An 18327-nucleotide genomic window follows, 5' to 3' on the forward strand; every position below is an offset into this window, starting at 1 on the left:
AACCTGAAAAGATGTTTATGAAATAATGTTTAATACTTATTGCAAATGGGGTAGGGGATGATAATGTCTTCTTATTGTAAACCACTCTATAAGCTAAGGAACAAGTTAAAGAAGTACCGTATTATACTGACGATTAGCTTAAATGTTAAGATGAACATATAGAAAATCCAACTACAGTTGGAAGACTTAATACGCGAAAGAATAAGAAGAAAAGCACTTAATATTAACTCTTCACTAAATAGTCATTTAACGCATAGTTGATAGTGCAAGTGGTCAGGAATATTTTAATAAGTCATTGCTAATAACCCTAGAGAATCCAATTCGTTTAGTCATGCATCACAATTTAACAATATAAAGTTCTGAATCGTATTATTAACACTTTCAACGCTTTGTATGGCACCTGTGGCCACAGTTTTCTCGGATCAGATGGTATTCCACACACTAGGCAACTATTTCAAAAGCCATACAGAGGTTTCTAGCGGCTAGTTTTTCAGTCCTATATATAGGACTCTGACAAAAGATCCGATGGATAACGATAGTCCCAAACCCGATGTTTAATTATCATTTGAGTTTATCTAAATGCCCAATGTGCATACCTAATTAAAAAATCACAGATAGCCAGAAAATCGCTGAGAAGGATAAATTGCGTTTATAAATCCTGTAAACCCGCATCGAGCTTTTCAGGCTATTATCTGTATAGCCCCCTGCGATAAAACACACTCTACTTTACATAATATCTATTATAGGACCCAAAATAATATTCTTATTAACCTTTGAAGTCATTACAAAAAACAAAAATCACTGCAGATAAATAAACAGTGATTTTTTGAATAGAGTCACGATCCAAATCTGCCGATAAAAATTTTCGTTAAGCAATATATAATTTGCCTTCGTAAATTTCAACAATGATCAATGAATTGATAATCTGGCCAATTGATTTGATGATATAATTTTGCTAGTTTAGGATCAGTAAAACTCAACCATCCGCCATCTCGTTTCAAATCGCCTATTCCTTTATACAGTGTCTCACTCTTTTTTTGTAAGTAGGAGCAATTATCATTCATGTGTAAGGTACACTTTTTAGCTGGTTGATCAACATCGAGCCAAACCATAATAAGTTCCCCCTTCTTCCCATGACTGTATTAAGGCTAAGTTTAACATGAAAGAGTCATTCAATATTCAATTTTCTCATCCTAAACCATTCTTCATTTGTTCACATATTCCTCTATAAAGACTAAAAAACTATGAATATTTATTTAATTTATTCTCACTCCCTAATCAACAGACCTACAAAAATTAGTGTTACCCCAGGGAGAATGGTTGTATCTCCCCCCCCTTTTAGACTAACTTCGTTTTTTCTTTTTCCTGTAAGTACGCCAGTGAACTTTACCCTTGGCCGACATAGGCAGACAGACTCTCTGCAAATTCCACGATCGTGGATATTCATAGGATTAAATACCCGTGAAAACCGGCTTTAAATCTATTGCGAGATCCGGGAAGATACTTACTGTAATTTGGTCTTCTTCTGAAAATACATTCGGTCTACCGTATCTATTGTTCTCCTGCAGCAAGAATACGCTCACGATCTTTTGTTCCGGTTCAACAATCCAGTATTCTTTTACGCCGACCTTTTCATATTTGTTGAATTTCGTTATTTTATCCGTTCTTGCAGTTGAAGGTGAGATTATTTCGATGATTAATTCTGGCACTCCAAAAAAACCTGTCTTTCTAAGTTTACTTTTATCACAAATTACAACGATATCTGGCTGGGAGATAACGTTAGAGATTTTTTCATCACTTTCATTAAATTCAGGAATACAAAGGTCAAAAGGAGCAGCAAAAATCTGACAGGACTTGCCTTTAAGGTATTCGTAGAATTGGCCGAAAATATTGCCGGATATAGCTTGGTGTTGCCAGGAAGGAGCAGCTTGCATATAAGGTACACCGTCGATGATTTCCCAACGTTCACCTTCCGGCCAGGTTAGGTAATCAGCATAAGTATATTTTTCCTTGGATTCCAGAATTGGCATAAAATCACTCCCTGTTAAAAAATTCCTTTTAAATAGTTTAACATATCCGATATATGGATAACAGATAAAAAGTTTATTTTGTAACTATAACATTACTTTTTAACCATAGGTAATTCAACGGTGAAAATCGACCCTTTCCCTAGCTCACTGTTAAAATATATTTTCCCATTAGATAATTCAATAATCTTCTTCACTATAGCGAGACCTAAGCCATTACCCTCTTTAGAGCGTGATTTGTCAGCCTTATAAAAACGATCAAAAATTCTCTCCTTATCTTCCTCAGATATGCCTTTCCCATTATCGGCAATGTCAACTCTAATGATATCTTCGCTCCTATATAGATTAACTCTGAGTGAACCATTTTGATTGGAAAATTTAAGGGCGTTTTGAATTAGGTTAAGCCATACCTGCTGAAGCAGATGTTCATTCCCTATATAAATTATTTTTTCCAGATTGATATCTAACCTAATATTTTTCTCCATCCAATCCGCTTCCAGAATTAAAATACAAGACCTTAATTGTTCATCAAGAGAAAAAACAGTTGCTTGTTCTCGAATGCTTTTACTATCCAATTCCGAAAGCTTCAATAAATTAGTGGACAGCAAAGAAAGCCTTTCGCTCTCATTCACAATGATGTCACTGTACTCTTGTAATTGTTCGTCGGATAGTTGACCATTTCTGATTAACTTGGCAAACCCTCTTATTGAGGTAATAGGGGTTTTGAATTCATGTGAAACATTGGAAACAAAATCTTTATGAATATGATCTATGCTCTTTAGTTCTTTAGCCATCAAATTAAAATCAGAGGCTAACTGCCCAATTTCATCCTTACTTTTGATCATTACATGAGTATCGAAGTTACCTTTGGCTACCTCTTTGGAAGCCTCGGAAATAAGCTTTATTGGTTTTATGATTTTTCTCACAGTCAATAGAATTATAATCGTTCCGATTACTGCGCTAAGCTGAAATGTTAATCCGGTTGCTAACCTGATTCTTTGAAATTCATTGTAAAATTCTTGCCGGTCAACTGTCAGCTCTGTAAAAACACTGTTTCTCATAATCAACATTATAACGCCGAAAGTTAGAGAATTTAAAAACCACCAAATTCCCAAAAAGATAAGGGTAAATTTAATGTAGATTGAATTGAAAAACAATCGCTTTTTCATAGATACTTTTCCACCTTATACCCTAGCCCTCTAATAGTAATAATTTTGAATTCCTCATACTTGTCAAATTTCTCACGAAGCCTTTTAATATGAACATCTACCGTTCGTTCGTCCGTGTCGCTATCGAATCCCCAAATCTCATCCATTAGCTCTTGACGCGTGAAAATTCTTTTTGGATAATTAAGCAGTTTGAATAATAGGTAAAACTCCTTTTGAGGAAGTAGAATTGCTTCGGTTTTTGTTGTTACTGTTAAGGTCTCATAATCAAGAGTAATATCACCCACAACAATTTTATGCTCGTTAGAAATCTTAGCTCGACGAAGCAAGGCGGAGACTCGCAGCAGCATTTCATCAAAATCGATGGGTTTAACCATATAATCGTCGCTTCCCACTGAAAAGCCTTTTTTCTTATCTTCAATGGTTTCCTTAGCCGTTATCATTAGAATGGGCAAATTAAAGTTTAAGCCTCGAAGTTCCTTAGCCAGACTATACCCGTCCATGTTAGGCATCATAATATCTAAAATTATGAGATCAATATGCTCTTTATCTAATACGTCTAAAGCCTCCAAACCGTCCGCAGCAGCAAAAACATTGTATCCATCACGAAGCAAATACATCTTCAATAGCTTCCGAATACTGTCGTTATCGTCGACAATTAGTATATTTACCATGATTAAACCTCCCTAGCCCCCAAAACTATGTTTTAGGGGCTAAATTAATGGGACAGACACCATCCTTATAAACTGCGCAGTGCGTCAATGGGATTTAACTGACTTGCTTTTCTTGCAGGCATATATCCGAATACAATACCTACTAATCCGGAAAATCCTACAGCAAGTGCAATGGTAGCCAGGGAAAGGGAAAATCCTATACCAATTAAAGCTGCAGCAGTGTAAGCTATTAAACCTCCCAGAACCAAGCCAATAAGACCACCGACTAGGGAGAGAAATATTGACTCAATAACAAATTGAAGCTGAATTCTATTGGGTGTTGCACCTAAGGCTTTCCGCAAACCTATTTCCGTCGTTCGCTCAGTAATAGATACAAGCATCATATTCATAATTCCAATACCGCCTACGACAAGGGATATGCCAGCAATTCCAGCCAGCAGGAGTGACATCATGGACATCATGGATTCAAAGGATTCGATCATGTCCCCCATGTTAAAAATAGTATAGGCATTATCCTTATAGTTAAAAGCCGGATTAAGCACTCCTTTAATATCTGTCACAGTATCATCAGCTAATGAAGTATCCTCCAAAAATACATCCAGACTGGATATATTCTTTACTCCCAGGCTTCGCAATGCTGTAGTATAGGGGATTATTACAGAGTCATTGTTTGATCCCATACTAAATCCACTGGAAGCCTTTAAGGTACCAATTACGGTAAAATGGGTACCATTGACAACAAGATCTTTGCCAAGAGGATCGACACCATAATAAAGTTTGTCTATAATATCGCTGCCAATAATGGCAACCTGATTTTTACTGTTTAAGTCAAGACTATTTATAGGCCTGCCGGTCTTAAGCAAGCTGGAATCCATGTTGAAATACACATCGTTTTTACCCTGAACTGAAACGTTCTCCAGGAGCTTTCCGGCGTAGACGACACCGGTCTTTCCTGAAATTGTTGGAGATACCCCTTTAATATTCTCTACCTCTGAAATGTTCAGCATATCCTCTTGATTAAGCCCTTGTTTAAGAGGAGTACCCATTACATTTACAGTGATTTTATTGGCACCTAGTTCAGTGACCTGATCACTGATACTATTTGTTGCACCCTGAACAATCGTAATTAAGGCAATAATTGATGCTACTCCTATTACAATACCCAGCATTGTCAAAAATGAACGCAGTTTATTTCTAACAATATTTTCATAGGACATTTTTATACTCTCAAGCAGCATCTACTGAACCTCCTGTTCCGTCAAATGTCCATCCAGAATATTGACAACCCTCTTGGCATGACGCGCAATCCCGATATCGTGGGTAATCATAATTATTGTTCTTCCGTCATGATTCAATTCCTCAAAGAGCTCCATAACCTGAGTCCCTGTTTTTTGATCTAAGGCACCCGTTGGTTCATCAGCCAGCAAAATTGTCGGCTCAGTAACCAAAGCACGGGCAATTGCCACACGTTGTTGCTGACCTCCGGACAGCTGTGTCGGTAAGTTTTTTGTTTTTTCAACTAAACCTACCCGATCAAGCATTTTCATAGCACGTTCTTTTCGTTCGGATGATGATAAGCCCGCATAAATCAACGGAAGCTCTACATTTTGAAGCGCGCTTAAGCGAGGCAGGAGCTGAAAGCTCTGAAATACAAAGCCAATTTCTTTATTTCTAATAAAGGCAAGTTCAGTTTCGTCGAGGTCTTCAATATCATTGCCAGAGAGCAGATATTTTCCCGATGTTGGCATGTCCAAACAGCCAATGATGTTCATCATAGTCGATTTCCCCGATCCTGAGGGTCCGAGCAAGGATAGAAATTCGCCGGAATTTACGGTCAAGTTAACATTATGCAATACTTCCAACTCTTCTTCTCCCATATAGTAGCTCTTGGAAATATTCTGCATACTCAGGACTTCTGGCATTAATCATCACCCCCTGTATTATTCATCCCGCCTCCGGGAAAATTCATTCCTTCCGTGGTTGAAGTCTTGGTATAGTAAACAGTCTCTCCGCTTACAAGACCACTTTTAACTTCTACGACTATCCCATCATTGAGGCCGGTAGTAACTTCAGTCCTGGTTTCCGCACCACTCTCATCTTTTTTAAGAATATAGGGTTTATTATTCTCGTTAAATTGAAGTGCTGTCATAGGCAATGTGACAACCCCGTTAACTTGATTGCTAATAATTTTTACCTCAGCAGACATTCCGATTCTGACACTTTCATCCTTTTCAAGATCGATTATTGCCGTAAAGAATGTCACCCCATTAGTAATCTGTCCTTCTTTAGACATTGAGCTGATCTTACCCTTTATTTCTTTGTTTATTGCTCCTAATTTAACCGTTGCCTCCTTGCCTTTCTCAATAGCTCCGATGTCATACTCATCTACTTTGACTTTGATCTGAAGATTGTCATAATCTACGACTTCTAATAGTTTGGTACCGGCCATTACTTGTGCCTTTTCCTCAACATTGATATTAACTATTTCCCCCTGTATTTTTGACTTAATTTCTTCTCCGGCGGAAGTTTTAATTAATACAGTCCCTTCTTTGACGAGCTCCCCTTCTTTCACTTTGATTTCCGAAATTTGCATAACCTTTTCCGAAGTCACGGTTTGACGATCTTTTGTCTCTACATTTCCTGAGAAGGAATAATAGGTTGTAATATCTCCTGTTTTAGCAACTACGCTTTCATAAGGAGATGGTGCCGGTTTCCTGATATAGGTAACTCCTAACCCCACAACTGTTGCAGCTATCACCCCGAACACAATCCATTTAAGAGCTGATTTTCTTTTTTTGCTCATTTTTAACGATAACCTCCATTTTTTTATTGAAGACATGAATAATCTTAATACGGTTGTATGAATTCAATATGAACTTGAACCTTTATCCTCAAATTACAGTTTTCTACATATGTACAAGAAAATATGCAAGCTTAATCAGTTGAGCGTGATTCCCTACGATAGTTGATCGTGAAAGGGTTAAAGCCGAAAGCGTTAATCCGGAAGCGTGATAAAACAGGAAAATGACGATAAAAAAAAAGCCATCCCTTGTAAAAAGATTACAAGGAAATGGCTTCTTCATCTTAGCAGGCATGGAATGTAATTGAATAAGTGCAAATAATTAAGTGTGTCCCTCAATGAGTAAGGTCATAGCTTACTGGATAGGCGCTTGAAGGGGAATTGGTTCCCGGGCTAATCTCCCGATGCACTCGCCAGATCTTTTGAAAATATACTCTTTCTATTTACTTCTAATTTATTGGATATTAAAAGAATGGCTAATTCTTCTATTGCAGAAATACTTGCAACTGCGCAAGCTATATACATCAGCAGGCCTGGTTGGAAAAAAGCAAGTGATAACGGGAACGCAAACAGCACAAACCCGGTTAGTTTATTTCCATATGTATGAAGTATCCCAAAGGTTCTATATTTTACAAATACAATGATCATCGAAATCGCTCTGATCATTACAATGATAACTATCCAAGTAACGATTTGAACGGGTGGATTGATTATTGGATAAAATACAATGATCAATACCACGACCATTGTTAAATCTGCAGCAGAGTCGAGCTTTTCACCCAATTTGCTTGTCGTGTTGGTTTTTCTTGCTATATATCCATCAAGAACATCGCTAATTCCGCACACCATATAGATTGCATAAAACTCTGTACTCAATGGCTTTACCCAAGCAAATGTAAGTGAAAGAAAAAGTCTCAGAATTGAGATATAATTTGCTATTGATTTCACCTGCACATCACCTCATCGGATAAATATCGAACTTCGCTTAACTATTCTTTGTCCCTTCTCCCAGCAATGGTTCATACATCATAATGGCATAGTTTTCTGTCACAAATTCTTCTGCAATTTTATTGTTGTTATGGTCAATAATACTGCGCATTATCACGTTATGGCGTATGTAGCCGCCCCACCATTCTTGTTTAATCTTATGCTCGCTTTCATAGATTTGATATTTAAATGGACAGGATTGTTCACATCTCCATTCGCCTTCCAGGTCACTCTCCCCCACCCTGACCTTAAGTTGATATTCATGTGGAGTCTCATTCTTTATTTGTAAATCAACATAATTATAAACGACCGTTGCACCACTTCCGAACGGCTGGGTTCGATTTGCATCAGGAAAAACATCGTGTGTATGCCGCCAACGTTCTGTAACTGTTAAAGGCGTATGAAGTGTCATCCAATAGATGAGGTTTGAGAGCTGGCATAGACCACCTCCAACTCCCCCGGTAAATGAACCATTTGTCAGAACCATCCCTTCCAAAAAGCCCTTTGCTTTTGTCGGCTTTCCAACCAAACGCCAAAATGATAAAGTCTCTCCTGGTTTTAATAATATCCCATTCAGCTTTTCACAAGCCAATGTTAAATTAGTTACTTTATTCGTTTGTAGCCACATGTCAACATTGCGTAGTCGTCTATATAATGGTGTCTTGTGAGTTGCCACTAAATGAGTAAGTTCTTCGGATCTGAAACTAGACACGTAGCGGATCGATGGATTGAATATCCAGAGAAAATAACGCCGCCATGTGAAGTACGACTTCCCAAGAAACATTCGGACCTTTGAGCGAGAAATAGGCCTTGTAGTTTGAAAATCATGGTTCAAAACGGCAACATTCCCTTCCTCTATCTTGTCCAGATAAGTCAGTGAAGTCAATAAATATGATTAACCTCATAATTCCAACAGCTTACATTATTCTACAGTCTTATGATGATCTCCTCTAAATGGGAGAAACCGCCTGGACGTAATGTGCAAGCGGTTCTATCTACTTATTAAACAATGATTAATTAAATGATCGGCCATACTGAACAATCAGGCGCATCGTTACCTTTATTCTTTTTTGTAACTTGTGTCAAAGTTTTCGCCAAACGCTGTACGCCTTCAAGCAAAACTGTTTCATTGTGGGTTGTAAAACAAATGCGGAACTCTTTATCCGGGGTGGGAACTGTCTGGAAAGCTTCGCCGGGCACAAAGGAAATCCGGTTTTTGGCAGCTTCTTGCAGAAGCCGCTGGGAAGTGCCTGATTGCTTTAACTTACACCAAAAATAAAACCCTCCTTCAGGTACGGTAAAATCAATCTCGTTTACACACAAACGCTGAAGAGCTTTAGCCATTGTATCCCTGCGTTTTTTATATTCTCTGCGCACAGTCGTTAGATGCCCGGGAAGCTTTCCTTCATTTAAAAACATCGTCACAAGCCATTGGGCAATGTTGTTTGAATGCAGGTCAATATACTGTTTTTCTAAGGCAAGCCGGTTGATTAAAACAGGCGGACCGGCAATATAACCTATACGTAAACCTGGCAACAGAATTTTCGAGAAAGTCCCCAGATAAATCACTCCTCCGTAGGAATCTAAAGCTTTAAGAGCCTGGGGAGGCTGTTCACCATAGTACAAATCACTATATGGATCGTCTTCCACTATAACAAGCCGGTGGCGTTTGGCAAGTTTTATCAAATCTTGGCGTTCTTGGGCCGGCATTACCCTGCCGCTTGGATTTTGATAAGTAGGTATGACATACAACAATTTTGGACGGTACCGAATTAAAAAGTCTTCCAACAGCTCTAAGGATAATTTTCCCGAGCAAGGCAGGCTTAAAACTCTTGCCCCGGCAGCCTGAAATACCTGAATAGCACCGATAAATGTAGGTGCTTCCATCACAACATAGTCACCTGGCTCCAGCAAAACTTTGCTGAGCAAATACAAGCCTTGCTGGGACCCTGAGAGAGTGAGTATGTTCTCTGACGAAGCAGGTATCCCCTTCCCGTTCAGCATGGCGGCGATTGCCCTCCTCAACGGGCTATAACCTTCTGTAGGAATATGTCCAAAATCCTCAGGGGCAGTCTTGCTAAGATGGTTGTTAAATAATTCTGTAAGGACGTCCATAGGATAAAGAGCTGGATCAGCCATACCTGCAGCTAAAGAAATGGTGCCTGGCGCAGGAGTGGAAACCAGATCCCTCAACATTGATCCTAATGGGTTCTGGGGATAGGCAGTAAAGAGTTGGGGCCAGGGTACTTCAGACAAAGACTCTAAATCACCGGCCTGGGCTACATAAGTCCCGCTGCCTACCTTCGTCCATACCAATCCCTGCTGTTCTAAATTGCGGTAGGCATTGATAGCAGTTGTACGGCTTACGGTAAAGATGTCAGCTAATTCACGTTCAGGGGGCAGCTTCGTACCTGAAGGCAGGATTTGCTTATGGATTTTGTCAGCAATAAGCAAGGCAATTTGCAGGTAGAGCGGCTGCTTACTTGAGGTATCCAGTTCTGAGCCATTTAGATATTTGGATATATCCATTTATCATTTCTCCTTATTTCATATCCAATTATCATTATATATTCGCAATTGGATATTTACAATGTTTCCCTTACTGGTTAAGATTTAAAGAAATATTAAAGGTAGGTGGAATGATAATGCAACTGTCAAATCTCCTCTCAGGCAAGCACGAACTAGCGGAAGAAGTATGGACGGCACTTCGCGATTGCACTCCGGTGGTACTCGGGGTAGTGCCCTTTGGCATCACCTGCGGGATAATGGGGCTTACAGCAAACATGTCAGGATTAGAAACGATTCTTATGTCTGTCTTTGTTTTTGCCGGTGCGTCACAGTTCATTGGCATTACTATGCTGGGTGCAGGCATAACGGGCGGAGGAATTATTGTACTTACAACCTTATTAGTAAACTTGCGCCATTTGATCATGGGATCATCCTTGGCGCCCTATATGATGAAATTGCCCCTTCCGCTTCAAGCATTTACAGCATTTTTTTTGACCGATGAAGCTTATGCCCTGACCATCAGCCGAACTCACAAAGCCAGCTACAGTGTGCTCTATCAATTGACCGTGAGTACAAGCCTTTATCTGGTTTGGGTTTTAGCCACTGTAGCCGGTGTCGTCCTGGGCAGCTACATATCGGATCCCTTAACTTGGGGGCTTGACTTCGCCATGCCGGCAACCTTTCTGGTATTGCTGGTACCGTTGTTGGCAGACCGCATTAGTCTGATTGTATTTGGTATGGCTGCAGTGATTTCGGTATTTGCGGCCCTGTATTTACCGGGTAAATGGTATATCGTTATCGCCTGTCTGGCGGCCAGTTTAATTGGGGGATTATTAGAGGGGGATCGTGAACATGCGCAGTGAAGTTTTATACATTATTATCGGGATGGCCTTAGTTACTTATTTTACCCGCTTCGGTGCTCTGGCTTTATTCCGGTTTACAGGGGTGCCAACCTGGTTAAACAGATGGTTAAAATATGTCCCGGTTGCCGTATTGACAACCTTAATCATACCTTCATTGCTTTTGCCCAAGGGATATTTGGATATTAGTTTACACAATCATTACCTGATTGCCGGCATTGTTGCTGCTTTTGTGGCTTATAAGAGCCGTAATATTATTGTCACCTTAGGTCTTGGGATGTCCGTTATGTTTGTGCTGAAGTTATTGTAAGATGAGAGACTGCCTCTGTTTATTAAGATAAAAATCTGATATAAATAATTAGAATGTATTACTCTTATCTGACGTTATACAGTCAAAGGATGTGAACAAAATGGGTCGCGGGGAAATAGAGATGGAATCCAGTTATCGTATTGTTTATGATAAATTGTGGCAGGATTTAAAGAAACGTGATCCTGAAGAGATAACAGCAGTACGCGCTGTTTCCTACAGCAGCAACACCTGTCAGTTCGTGGTGATGTTTTTTAATGAGGAGTATATCGTAGACAGCGCTAAGGAGACAATCCGCCGGAAAACAGACGGATACATCCCCGATGTGATGGCTACAATTATTATCCTCAATTACTTAGCCTATGCTCAGCCTTTACCGGAATCCGTCCCAAGCTGGGTGAGCATTAAAGAAATACCGGGCGGAATGATATTTTATTCGGCGTTTCATAAAACGGCTGTCTCAGTGCTGATCGAGACGTTCGGACATCAGACCGGACGGTTAATGAGGGTTGCTCCTTCCCTGGGAGGTCAGGCGGGCCCCTTTGGTCATGAGTCCGTCGTATTCAGGGCATTTCCCGAAATTCCTTTGTGTGTGATAGTTTGGCAAGGAGATGAAGAAGTTAAGGCCAACGCCACCATTCTGTATGATCCTTCCATAGAGCTCATGCTGCGCAGCGCGATCAGCATTGATCTTGGCGTATACCTCGCAGGTCAGCTTAAGAGGCTGAACACCGCACATGAATAATTCAGGAGACAGAGATGACACGAGAGGTCGCCACATAGCGACCTCTCGTGTCATTCTATCCTAAAAAAGAAGGCTCCCGTTTTCATCCTCTGCCGATGCTTAAATATTTACAATCTTTGTCGCAATAGCCTCACTAAACATCCTATCATGCTCGACAAACAGAATGGTCGGTTGGTATTCAAGCAAAAGCTCTTCGATTTGTATCCGGGAAATTACGTCAATATAGTTGAGCGGTTCATCCCAAATATATAGATGTGCTTGTTCACAAAGGCTCCTGGCAATCAGCACTTTTTTCTTTTGCCCGCCACTAAACGCTGACATATCCTTTTCAAATTGAACTCTGGAAAAACCCAGTTTTCTCAAAATAGTTTTAAACAGACTTTCATCAATAAGGTTGCTTGCAGCATAGTCGGTTAAATTACCCTGAAGATGGGATGTGTCCTGTGAAACATAGGATAGTTTAAGCTGACTTCCTTTCCTGAAAGTTCCTGTATAGTTTATAGCCTCCCCACAGATAAGTTTGATAATACTTGATTTTCCTGAGCCGTTTTTACCCATAAGCGCAATGCGGTCACCTTGATCAATAGTAAAGGATATATCTGTACTTACCATCTTTTCATCATAATAGATGGAGAGATTTTCAAGCTCTGCAAGCCTGTCTTTGTGGTAAACAAGTTGAGAAATCTTCAGACTGTCGGCGTCTTCAAGGTTTTTTAGAAGTTTAGACTTCTCGTCAATGGCAGTTTGCTGTCTCTTTTCGATTGACTTGGAGCGTTTCATCATTTTGGCGGCCTTATGGCCAACATAACCTTTATCCAGCTTAGAACCGGAATTTTTCGTTCCTTTCTTTGTCTTTTCCACTTCGTGTGACCAGCTATTCGTTCGCCTGGCAGAATCCGTGAGACGATTAATATCTCTTCTAAGCTTTTCGTTTTCTGCAAGCTCAAAGTTGTCCTGCCTTTTTTTATTTTCCCACCAACCGGAAAAATTGCCTTTTTGGATTTCTATATTGGTCTTATTAATAGACAGAATATGGTCAACGCAGTTATCAAGAAATGCTCTGTCATGAGATACCAGAATAAACCCCTTCTTGCTATCGAGATAATCACTAACAAGCTTTCTCGCAGTCATATCGAGGTGATTGGTCGGCTCGTCAATCAGCAAAAAACTATTTTCCTTAAGAAATAAAGCAGCAAGCAGCACTTTCGTTTGTTCTCCGGAGGACAATGAAGCAAAAGGACGATATAAAATATCCTCAGAAACATCCAGCAGTGAAAGTTCACGCATCAATTGCCAGTGGAGATAGTCCGGGAAAATTTCACTGATCACATCAATGGTATTGTTCTCTTTGTTTGCCACTTGAAAAGGAAAGTATTCAAAACTGACATTGGCAGAAATATTACCGCTGTATTCATAGTTACCGAGCAATAAATTTAGAAAGGTTGTCTTACCCCTGCCATTTCGACCTGTAAATCCTAATTTCCAATCCGTATCTATTTGAAAACTCACGTTTTCAAAGATGTTGTCATAGCTGCCATCATAGGCAAAGGATAGGTTTGTGACATTTATTAGAGACATAATTTACCTCCTGTGAAAAAAATGAGCTGCAAGAAAGTTAATTCTTGCAGCTCGTAAAATACACAGCAAAGCCAGACCCATATTGGTATGGCAGGGATGTATTATTTGAGTGAAGAGATAGTAACTTTCTTGCTTAAGCACAACAAAACAAGCGGTTTCTGCAACCGTGTCTGTATTTCATTATGCTCCGTATCATTAGCAAGAAAAATTACGCATCTTTTCAACTCCAATCATTGATTATTGGCTTTTATTTTACTATATAACTTCGGAAAATACAAACGATCTTAGTTTAGTGAATCCAGATCTAATCAAAATTGGATTTATATTATTATTTAAGCATCTGCAGCCCGGCAAATCCCCAAGTGCTTATAGCTGTCAATATAACAGTCCAAATTACAATACCAATAGTCATCCAAATAAAAAGCCGTCTGGGTGATGCTCCTAATGAAATTCCTATCGCGGCACCTAAGGGTGCGCCTGTTATCAGTGGGGATATCATTCTCAGACCGATCACCCCATACTTTTCCCAGATTCTATAAATTCGTCCTTTTTTACCTTCACCCTTCGCCTTCTTCCTCAGCAGCCACTTGCGCAGTCGTTCTCCAAAGAAAATAATGACCAATGCTCCAATGATAGAACCCAGAGCTGAGGCTATACCGTTTAGCAAAGGATGAAGTTCTAATGCAGTTCCTATGGGGATGGCAGCCCATAGCTCAATTATTCCTATACCAGTTACAGTTATAAACTTAATAAATAGTTCCATAAAGCCTAAAACCTCCAGTTAGACAGCTTATCAAATAGTTTTGTGAGCCTTTATATTATATCGAGTAATTCTACCACTTTCCTCAATTCATTAGTCATATTATTTCTTGTCAGATAATCCTTTAAACGATGTACTACTATTACTATACCACAGGCAGCGCATAACAACGCTGTGACACAATGGGAATTTTATTATCAATCGTAGGGACAAGTACTGAACCGAGGGGTAACCGGTACGGTGCAATAACAGAAGCAGACATCCATTCACGATTATGTGGGCGGATGTCTGCTTTTTCTTGAATTGATATTAGTTGAAAAGATCAGTATATTTTTGTAAACCGTGCTTTGTACAATACAAATATAAGTCGCCATCGTTTTTTATCATAGGAATACGGGCTTCTGCACTTTGCTCCGGATACAAGCGGGTTAGAAGTACTCTGTCACAAAGTACATATGCCACAAACGCGATATAGTGGGCTTTCATCATATCATGTCGAATGGAAATATAGTAGTCTATGTCCATTTCTTGCACTGTAATTTCATGTCCTGCTGTGTAAGGCAACGGCTTCAACGGCCGCAGCTTTCGTCCGCAGCAGGAAATGGAGGCGTTTCCTGTACTCGTTAGAATGTTTCCGCAGGCAGGACATACATAGAATTGGGTTTTATCAATCTTTCCCACGTCAGGCAGATTTGGATCAAGTTTTCCCTCCAGCATTTTTTGAATATCTGCCCCCAGCACTATCGCAAGCTCAGACCAGAGCGTAACATCGGGGCAGCCCAAACCGCACTCCCATTTGGATATAGTCTTGTTGCTGATATTCAGCAAATCCGCAACCTGCTGCTGTGTCAGACCCTTTTCTTTTCGTAGCTGAAAAATCAAACGCCCAATCTTGGCGCAATCCACATTAATCACCTCCAGGATGTTAAGGGTTTATCATTGCTATAAGTATTTAGCAATGACTTGAACCAGCCGTGCGGGAAGCTGCCGTAAATCGGTGATATCCAAAAAGCGTTCCTGCCCGTAAATATCACATATAGTCTCTTTATCCCGCCCAATGGCAGCAGCTAAAAATAATACGCCTTTGCGGCTATATTCCTGTAGCACCCCTTTCATATCAGCTATAGCAGCCTCGCCGGTATAGTCCGGCATAGCTTTTGGCTGACCGTCGCTGATGCTGATAAGCAGCTTCGTCTTTTGCGGCGCTTTCATGAGTTTTTCAGACAGGATGCGCAGTGCCATGCCATCTCGGTTGTTGCTGTGTCCCTGTATCGCCATAAGGCAATACTTGTCGTTCAGGGCTGGGTTCTCGTAGTCGATATAGGAGTAGAGCGACATCCTCTCCAAGGATGAGCGGTCTGCTGTATCTCCGTATATTAACATTGGTATTTTGCAGCTTTCACAAAATTCATAAACTGCGACAGCCGCCTGCTTTGCGGCATCCAACCGCCCAAAGGCACTCATAGAAGCCGATTCATCAATTCGTAAGGCAACCGCAAGAGAAGGATCTTCATCCGGCGGACATTTTTGGGAATAGTAGTGAAAATCGAGAGAAGCCAGCTTCTCTGCATGGAACTTCGTCCCATAAACACAGGATTTGGCAAACTCCATAGATACTTCGTGTTCTAACAGCGGAACAGTTTTTCGCACCAACTCCCGGATTACCGGCATCAACGCGTATGCAATCTGATGATATTCACGATGATGAGCAAGCGTTGCTTCTGGTCTGTGAACAATTAAGTTTACTTTCTCATGGGGAGAACCCTTTACCATTTCCCGCGCTTGCTGGTTCAGATGCTTGCGAAATTCCCGCCTTTGCTGCTCCAATTTCTCACTGGTTGTTTGTTGCAACTCATGATATATGGGGTCTCCGCCCTCGCCGTTATGAGAGCTTTGCGTATCAGCGGCATTTTCCGCATCATGATTGGACTGACCTTCGCTATCAGCTGATTTTTGCAGGGCAACCGCCGGGATGTCATTCGGTACAGTATCAGAGGACTCTGTCTCCATAGCTTCTTCTGTATGGATTTCCATAACCTCATAAACCTCACCGTTGGTTTTGATTCGCCGTTCCCATATCTCCTCCAGTTCTGACAACATCCCATGCTTTGATAAGGCTTGTTCCAGAATAACGATTTCATCGGGGTCGGTAGTGATTTTATAAATAACCTTGTGATATAGCGCGTCCACTGTCTCTGAACCCTGAAGGGCAGCGTCCACCCAGAAAAAATAGGAGCGCATACCTGCCACACCCTTTATGGCGTTTGCCTTTGCGGTTTGATCCAATAAAACAATAACACGGGCAAAAGTCAGCAACAATCCTTCATCAGTACAGCCAGTTTTGCTTGCTGCTCGTTTTGTCATAACTTCGACAGAGGGCAAATCCATCTTTTCGCTGTGCTGCACACGGTCGCGCAGGGCCTCGTTCAGCGGGCGGCAGCCATTGTAACCCCGATTTGTGGTAATAACAGCAATAAAATCAGGATGACGATGGACAATCCGGGTAGGCAGATTAATGCTGCCGTCCGGCTCCAACGCCGAGTTAAGTGACATTAGCACCGCTGCGTCACGAATTACTGTAGGCTCCTGAATTTCCAACAACCAGCCGTTTTCATAAGCTCGCACAATTTCTGACGGATAATATTTGTATATTACGCTTTCAGTATTATTTTCATCCTCTGGCAGCACCGGCAGGATAGAACCTAACACGTCGGATTTGTCCATATCCGCAAAACAGGTCACCTTAGTATAGGGCAGTCCAAAGTCAGCGGAGAGAGCTTTTGCAAGCTGTGTCTTGCCGGAACCGGCATCTCCCTCTAGAAGGATATTTGTAATTTTCATTTCGCCGCGTGTCCAATTCCGATAAACCTCTGCACAAATGCGGCGCTCAGCGTCACTCTCGATGTGGGTGACAGGCTTTTGCCAGACAAGGGATTTTTCTTCTTCCGTCAACTGTCTGGCAGGCGACAGAAGCCATTGATTTTTCATTTTTAACAATACTCCATTTCTTCAAATATTCGGGACAGCACACGCAGCCGTTCCCCGGTCAGTTCGCCCAAATCATTTAAAGCCTGGGAAAACGTCTGAATGTCTTCGTTGATATTCGGATTTTCGGTACAGACAGCGACCGGTAGAACGCCGCCCTGAACTCCAATCCGTTCTACAGTCGGTTTCTCGGGGTCGTATAACAGCGGAAACCGATAGGCTTCACGAAAATACAGCAGAGTGCGGCTTAGAAAAATCATCAGATCAACTACCTGATGTATGGGCAGTTCAGCGCTGATTTCTAATTCGCCGTTCGCCGTTTCTTTCCAGATTTGCGCTGTAATTTGCATATTCTTGTTGATTTCCAAAGCTGGTGTGCCCAGCGTCAGCCGTTTGATGTCAGACTGATAGGCGTTTCTGCCATCAATACGGTCATATCCTACTGCGGTCATTACTATTTTTTCATTCATCTCCAAATCCTCCTTGCTTGTTTATCCTGTACCAGGCACTGCTCACGCAATGCATTAAGCTCATCTGTGTAATCAGCTTTGGGATCTTCGTATTTCAAATCCTTAAGTACAGATAGTTCAAAACCACTTTCTCCATATTGGTTCCAAAGTTCTTGCAGCCGTTTGTTTGGATGCCAGTTGGCTGCCAGTTTACAACGAGTGCTGTTGAAATCAGCCTTGGTATCTTTAGAAATACCAAGAAAAGCTTCTCCTGTTGCAATACACCTGAAAGAAACCACACCCATATTTGGTTTTCTGTTTATATATTCTTCAAGCATTTGTTTTTTTCTTTTCATATCCATATTGCTCACCTCGGTTTTATTGTAGATGCTGTACATAGAGAAAACAATCTATGCTCCGTAGACTCTACTCTCTAAGAAAACAGGTGGGATAAAACGGCTCTATGAGGAAAACATTGCAT

19 protein-coding genes are annotated in these 18327 nt (G+C 40.8%); 3 read left to right on the forward strand and 16 right to left on the reverse strand.

Annotated features, from left to right (window positions below; all coding sequences use genetic code 11):
* Positions 1 to 899: 899 nt before the first annotated feature.
* The 10 genes from DESYODRAFT_RS13740 to pdxR all read right to left on the reverse strand — a co-directional run bounded on the left by DESYODRAFT_RS13740 (position 900) and on the right by pdxR (position 10183).
* Positions 900 to 1112, reverse strand: a complete 213-nt coding sequence (locus DESYODRAFT_RS13740) for a hypothetical protein (protein ID WP_007784036.1) — start codon at positions 1110 to 1112, stop codon at positions 900 to 902.
* 339 nt (positions 1113 to 1451) lie between these two features.
* Positions 1452 to 2030 carry a Uma2 family endonuclease gene (locus tag DESYODRAFT_RS13745; RefSeq protein WP_007784039.1) on the reverse strand — a complete coding sequence of 193 codons (579 nt, stop codon included), beginning with the start codon at positions 2028 to 2030 and terminating at the stop codon, positions 1452 to 1454.
* 92 nt (positions 2031 to 2122) lie between these two features.
* Positions 2123 to 3196: a sensor histidine kinase gene (locus tag DESYODRAFT_RS13750; protein WP_007784042.1), complete on the reverse strand. Its 1074-nt coding sequence runs from the start codon at positions 3194 to 3196 to the stop codon at positions 2123 to 2125.
* Complete coding sequence (locus tag DESYODRAFT_RS13755) at positions 3193 to 3867, reverse strand: response regulator transcription factor (protein ID WP_007784044.1); 675 nt, start codon at positions 3865 to 3867, stop codon at positions 3193 to 3195. Before DESYODRAFT_RS13755 ends, DESYODRAFT_RS13750 begins: the two co-directional genes overlap by 4 nt.
* A gap of 65 nt (positions 3868 to 3932) precedes the next feature.
* On the reverse strand, positions 3933 to 5105 hold the full coding sequence (locus DESYODRAFT_RS13760; protein ID WP_007784046.1) for an ABC transporter permease: 1173 nt from the start codon (positions 5103 to 5105) through the stop codon (positions 3933 to 3935).
* On the reverse strand, positions 5106 to 5789 hold the full coding sequence (locus DESYODRAFT_RS13765) for an ABC transporter ATP-binding protein (RefSeq protein WP_007784048.1): 684 nt from the start codon (positions 5787 to 5789) through the stop codon (positions 5106 to 5108).
* Complete coding sequence (locus DESYODRAFT_RS13770; protein WP_007784049.1) at positions 5789 to 6670, reverse strand: efflux RND transporter periplasmic adaptor subunit; 882 nt, start codon at positions 6668 to 6670, stop codon at positions 5789 to 5791. Before DESYODRAFT_RS13770 ends, DESYODRAFT_RS13765 begins: the two co-directional genes overlap by 1 nt.
* A gap of 390 nt (positions 6671 to 7060) precedes the next feature.
* On the reverse strand, positions 7061 to 7615 hold the full coding sequence (locus DESYODRAFT_RS13775; RefSeq protein ID WP_007784051.1) for a CDP-alcohol phosphatidyltransferase family protein: 555 nt from the start codon (positions 7613 to 7615) through the stop codon (positions 7061 to 7063).
* 37 nt (positions 7616 to 7652) lie between these two features.
* Positions 7653 to 8438 (reverse strand): VanW family protein, encoded by a 786-nt coding sequence (locus DESYODRAFT_RS13780; protein WP_207636386.1) that lies wholly within the window; start codon positions 8436 to 8438, stop codon positions 7653 to 7655.
* Between the two features lie 233 nt (positions 8439 to 8671).
* Positions 8672 to 10183 carry a MocR-like pyridoxine biosynthesis transcription factor PdxR gene (gene pdxR, locus DESYODRAFT_RS13785; RefSeq protein WP_007784055.1) on the reverse strand — a complete coding sequence of 504 codons (1512 nt, stop codon included), beginning with the start codon at positions 10181 to 10183 and terminating at the stop codon, positions 8672 to 8674.
* 116 nt (positions 10184 to 10299) lie between these two features.
* Between pdxR and DESYODRAFT_RS13790 the strand changes: the two genes are divergently transcribed.
* The 3 genes from DESYODRAFT_RS13790 (at position 10300) to DESYODRAFT_RS13800 (ending at position 12074) form a co-directional block, all read left to right on the forward strand.
* Positions 10300 to 11025 carry an AzlC family ABC transporter permease gene (locus tag DESYODRAFT_RS13790; protein WP_007784056.1) on the forward strand — a complete coding sequence of 242 codons (726 nt, stop codon included), beginning with the start codon at positions 10300 to 10302 and terminating at the stop codon, positions 11023 to 11025.
* Complete coding sequence (locus DESYODRAFT_RS13795) at positions 11015 to 11332, forward strand: AzlD domain-containing protein (RefSeq protein WP_007784058.1); 318 nt, start codon at positions 11015 to 11017, stop codon at positions 11330 to 11332. The genes DESYODRAFT_RS13790 and DESYODRAFT_RS13795 overlap by 11 nt, the downstream gene beginning before the upstream one ends.
* 100 nt (positions 11333 to 11432) lie before the next feature.
* A complete protein-coding gene (locus DESYODRAFT_RS13800) occupies positions 11433 to 12074 on the forward strand; it encodes a DUF3786 domain-containing protein (protein ID WP_007784059.1) in 642 nt (213 codons plus the stop codon).
* 99 nt (positions 12075 to 12173) lie between these two features.
* Here the strand turns inward: DESYODRAFT_RS13800 and DESYODRAFT_RS13805 are convergent, their stop codons facing one another.
* The 6 genes from DESYODRAFT_RS13805 to DESYODRAFT_RS13830 form a co-directional block, all read right to left on the reverse strand.
* Positions 12174 to 13652 (reverse strand): Lsa family ABC-F type ribosomal protection protein, encoded by a 1479-nt coding sequence (locus DESYODRAFT_RS13805; RefSeq protein ID WP_007784061.1) that lies wholly within the window; start codon positions 13650 to 13652, stop codon positions 12174 to 12176.
* A gap of 328 nt (positions 13653 to 13980) precedes the next feature.
* Complete coding sequence (locus DESYODRAFT_RS13810) at positions 13981 to 14415, reverse strand: small multi-drug export protein (protein WP_007784062.1); 435 nt, start codon at positions 14413 to 14415, stop codon at positions 13981 to 13983.
* A gap of 306 nt (positions 14416 to 14721) precedes the next feature.
* The gene (locus DESYODRAFT_RS13815; protein ID WP_007784063.1) at positions 14722 to 15318 is read right to left on the reverse strand and encodes a helix-turn-helix domain-containing protein; all 597 of its coding nucleotides are present in this window, start codon (positions 15316 to 15318) and stop codon (positions 14722 to 14724) included.
* 36 nt (positions 15319 to 15354) lie between these two features.
* Entirely contained in the window at positions 15355 to 17400 is a 2046-nt protein-coding gene (locus DESYODRAFT_RS13820) for an AAA family ATPase (protein ID WP_007784064.1), read from the reverse strand.
* A gap of 2 nt (positions 17401 to 17402) precedes the next feature.
* On the reverse strand, positions 17403 to 17867 hold the full coding sequence (locus tag DESYODRAFT_RS13825; RefSeq protein WP_007784065.1) for a DUF6530 family protein: 465 nt from the start codon (positions 17865 to 17867) through the stop codon (positions 17403 to 17405).
* Complete coding sequence (locus DESYODRAFT_RS13830) at positions 17864 to 18202, reverse strand: GIY-YIG nuclease family protein (RefSeq protein WP_427854293.1); 339 nt, start codon at positions 18200 to 18202, stop codon at positions 17864 to 17866. Before DESYODRAFT_RS13830 ends, DESYODRAFT_RS13825 begins: the two co-directional genes overlap by 4 nt.
* Positions 18203 to 18327 lie beyond the last annotated feature (125 nt).

Origin of the sequence: Desulfosporosinus youngiae DSM 17734 (assembly GCF_000244895.1) — a bacterium.
Lineage (GTDB): Bacteria > Bacillota > Desulfitobacteriia > Desulfitobacteriales > Desulfitobacteriaceae > Desulfosporosinus > Desulfosporosinus youngiae.

Coding starts and splice junctions, on each gene's coding strand:
- DESYODRAFT_RS13790 (WP_007784056.1), top strand. CDS start 10,300: ATGCAACTGTCAAATCTCCTCTCAGGCAAGCACGAACTAGCGGAAGAA.
- DESYODRAFT_RS13750 (WP_007784042.1), bottom strand. CDS start 3,196: ATGAAAAAGCGATTGTTTTTCAATTCAATCTACATTAAATTTACCCTT.
- DESYODRAFT_RS13795 (WP_007784058.1), top strand. CDS start 11,015: ATGCGCAGTGAAGTTTTATACATTATTATCGGGATGGCCTTAGTTACT.
- DESYODRAFT_RS13830 (WP_427854293.1), bottom strand. CDS start 18,202: ATGAAAAGAAAAAAACAAATGCTTGAAGAATATATAAACAGAAAACCA.
- DESYODRAFT_RS13780 (WP_207636386.1), bottom strand. CDS start 8,438: ATGTTTCTTGGGAAGTCGTACTTCACATGGCGGCGTTATTTTCTCTGG.
- DESYODRAFT_RS13765 (WP_007784048.1), bottom strand. CDS start 5,789: ATGCCAGAAGTCCTGAGTATGCAGAATATTTCCAAGAGCTACTATATG.
- pdxR (WP_007784055.1), bottom strand. CDS start 10,183: ATGGATATATCCAAATATCTAAATGGCTCAGAACTGGATACCTCAAGT.
- DESYODRAFT_RS13805 (WP_007784061.1), bottom strand. CDS start 13,652: ATGTCTCTAATAAATGTCACAAACCTATCCTTTGCCTATGATGGCAGC.
- DESYODRAFT_RS13770 (WP_007784049.1), bottom strand. CDS start 6,670: ATGAGCAAAAAAAGAAAATCAGCTCTTAAATGGATTGTGTTCGGGGTG.
- DESYODRAFT_RS13800 (WP_007784059.1), top strand. CDS start 11,433: ATGGGTCGCGGGGAAATAGAGATGGAATCCAGTTATCGTATTGTTTAT.
- DESYODRAFT_RS13755 (WP_007784044.1), bottom strand. CDS start 3,867: ATGGTAAATATACTAATTGTCGACGATAACGACAGTATTCGGAAGCTA.
- DESYODRAFT_RS13740 (WP_007784036.1), bottom strand. CDS start 1,112: ATGGTTTGGCTCGATGTTGATCAACCAGCTAAAAAGTGTACCTTACAC.
- DESYODRAFT_RS13760 (WP_007784046.1), bottom strand. CDS start 5,105: ATGCTGCTTGAGAGTATAAAAATGTCCTATGAAAATATTGTTAGAAAT.
- DESYODRAFT_RS13825 (WP_007784065.1), bottom strand. CDS start 17,867: ATGAATGAAAAAATAGTAATGACCGCAGTAGGATATGACCGTATTGAT.
- DESYODRAFT_RS13745 (WP_007784039.1), bottom strand. CDS start 2,030: ATGCCAATTCTGGAATCCAAGGAAAAATATACTTATGCTGATTACCTA.
- DESYODRAFT_RS13820 (WP_007784064.1), bottom strand. CDS start 17,400: ATGAAAAATCAATGGCTTCTGTCGCCTGCCAGACAGTTGACGGAAGAA.
- DESYODRAFT_RS13810 (WP_007784062.1), bottom strand. CDS start 14,415: ATGGAACTATTTATTAAGTTTATAACTGTAACTGGTATAGGAATAATT.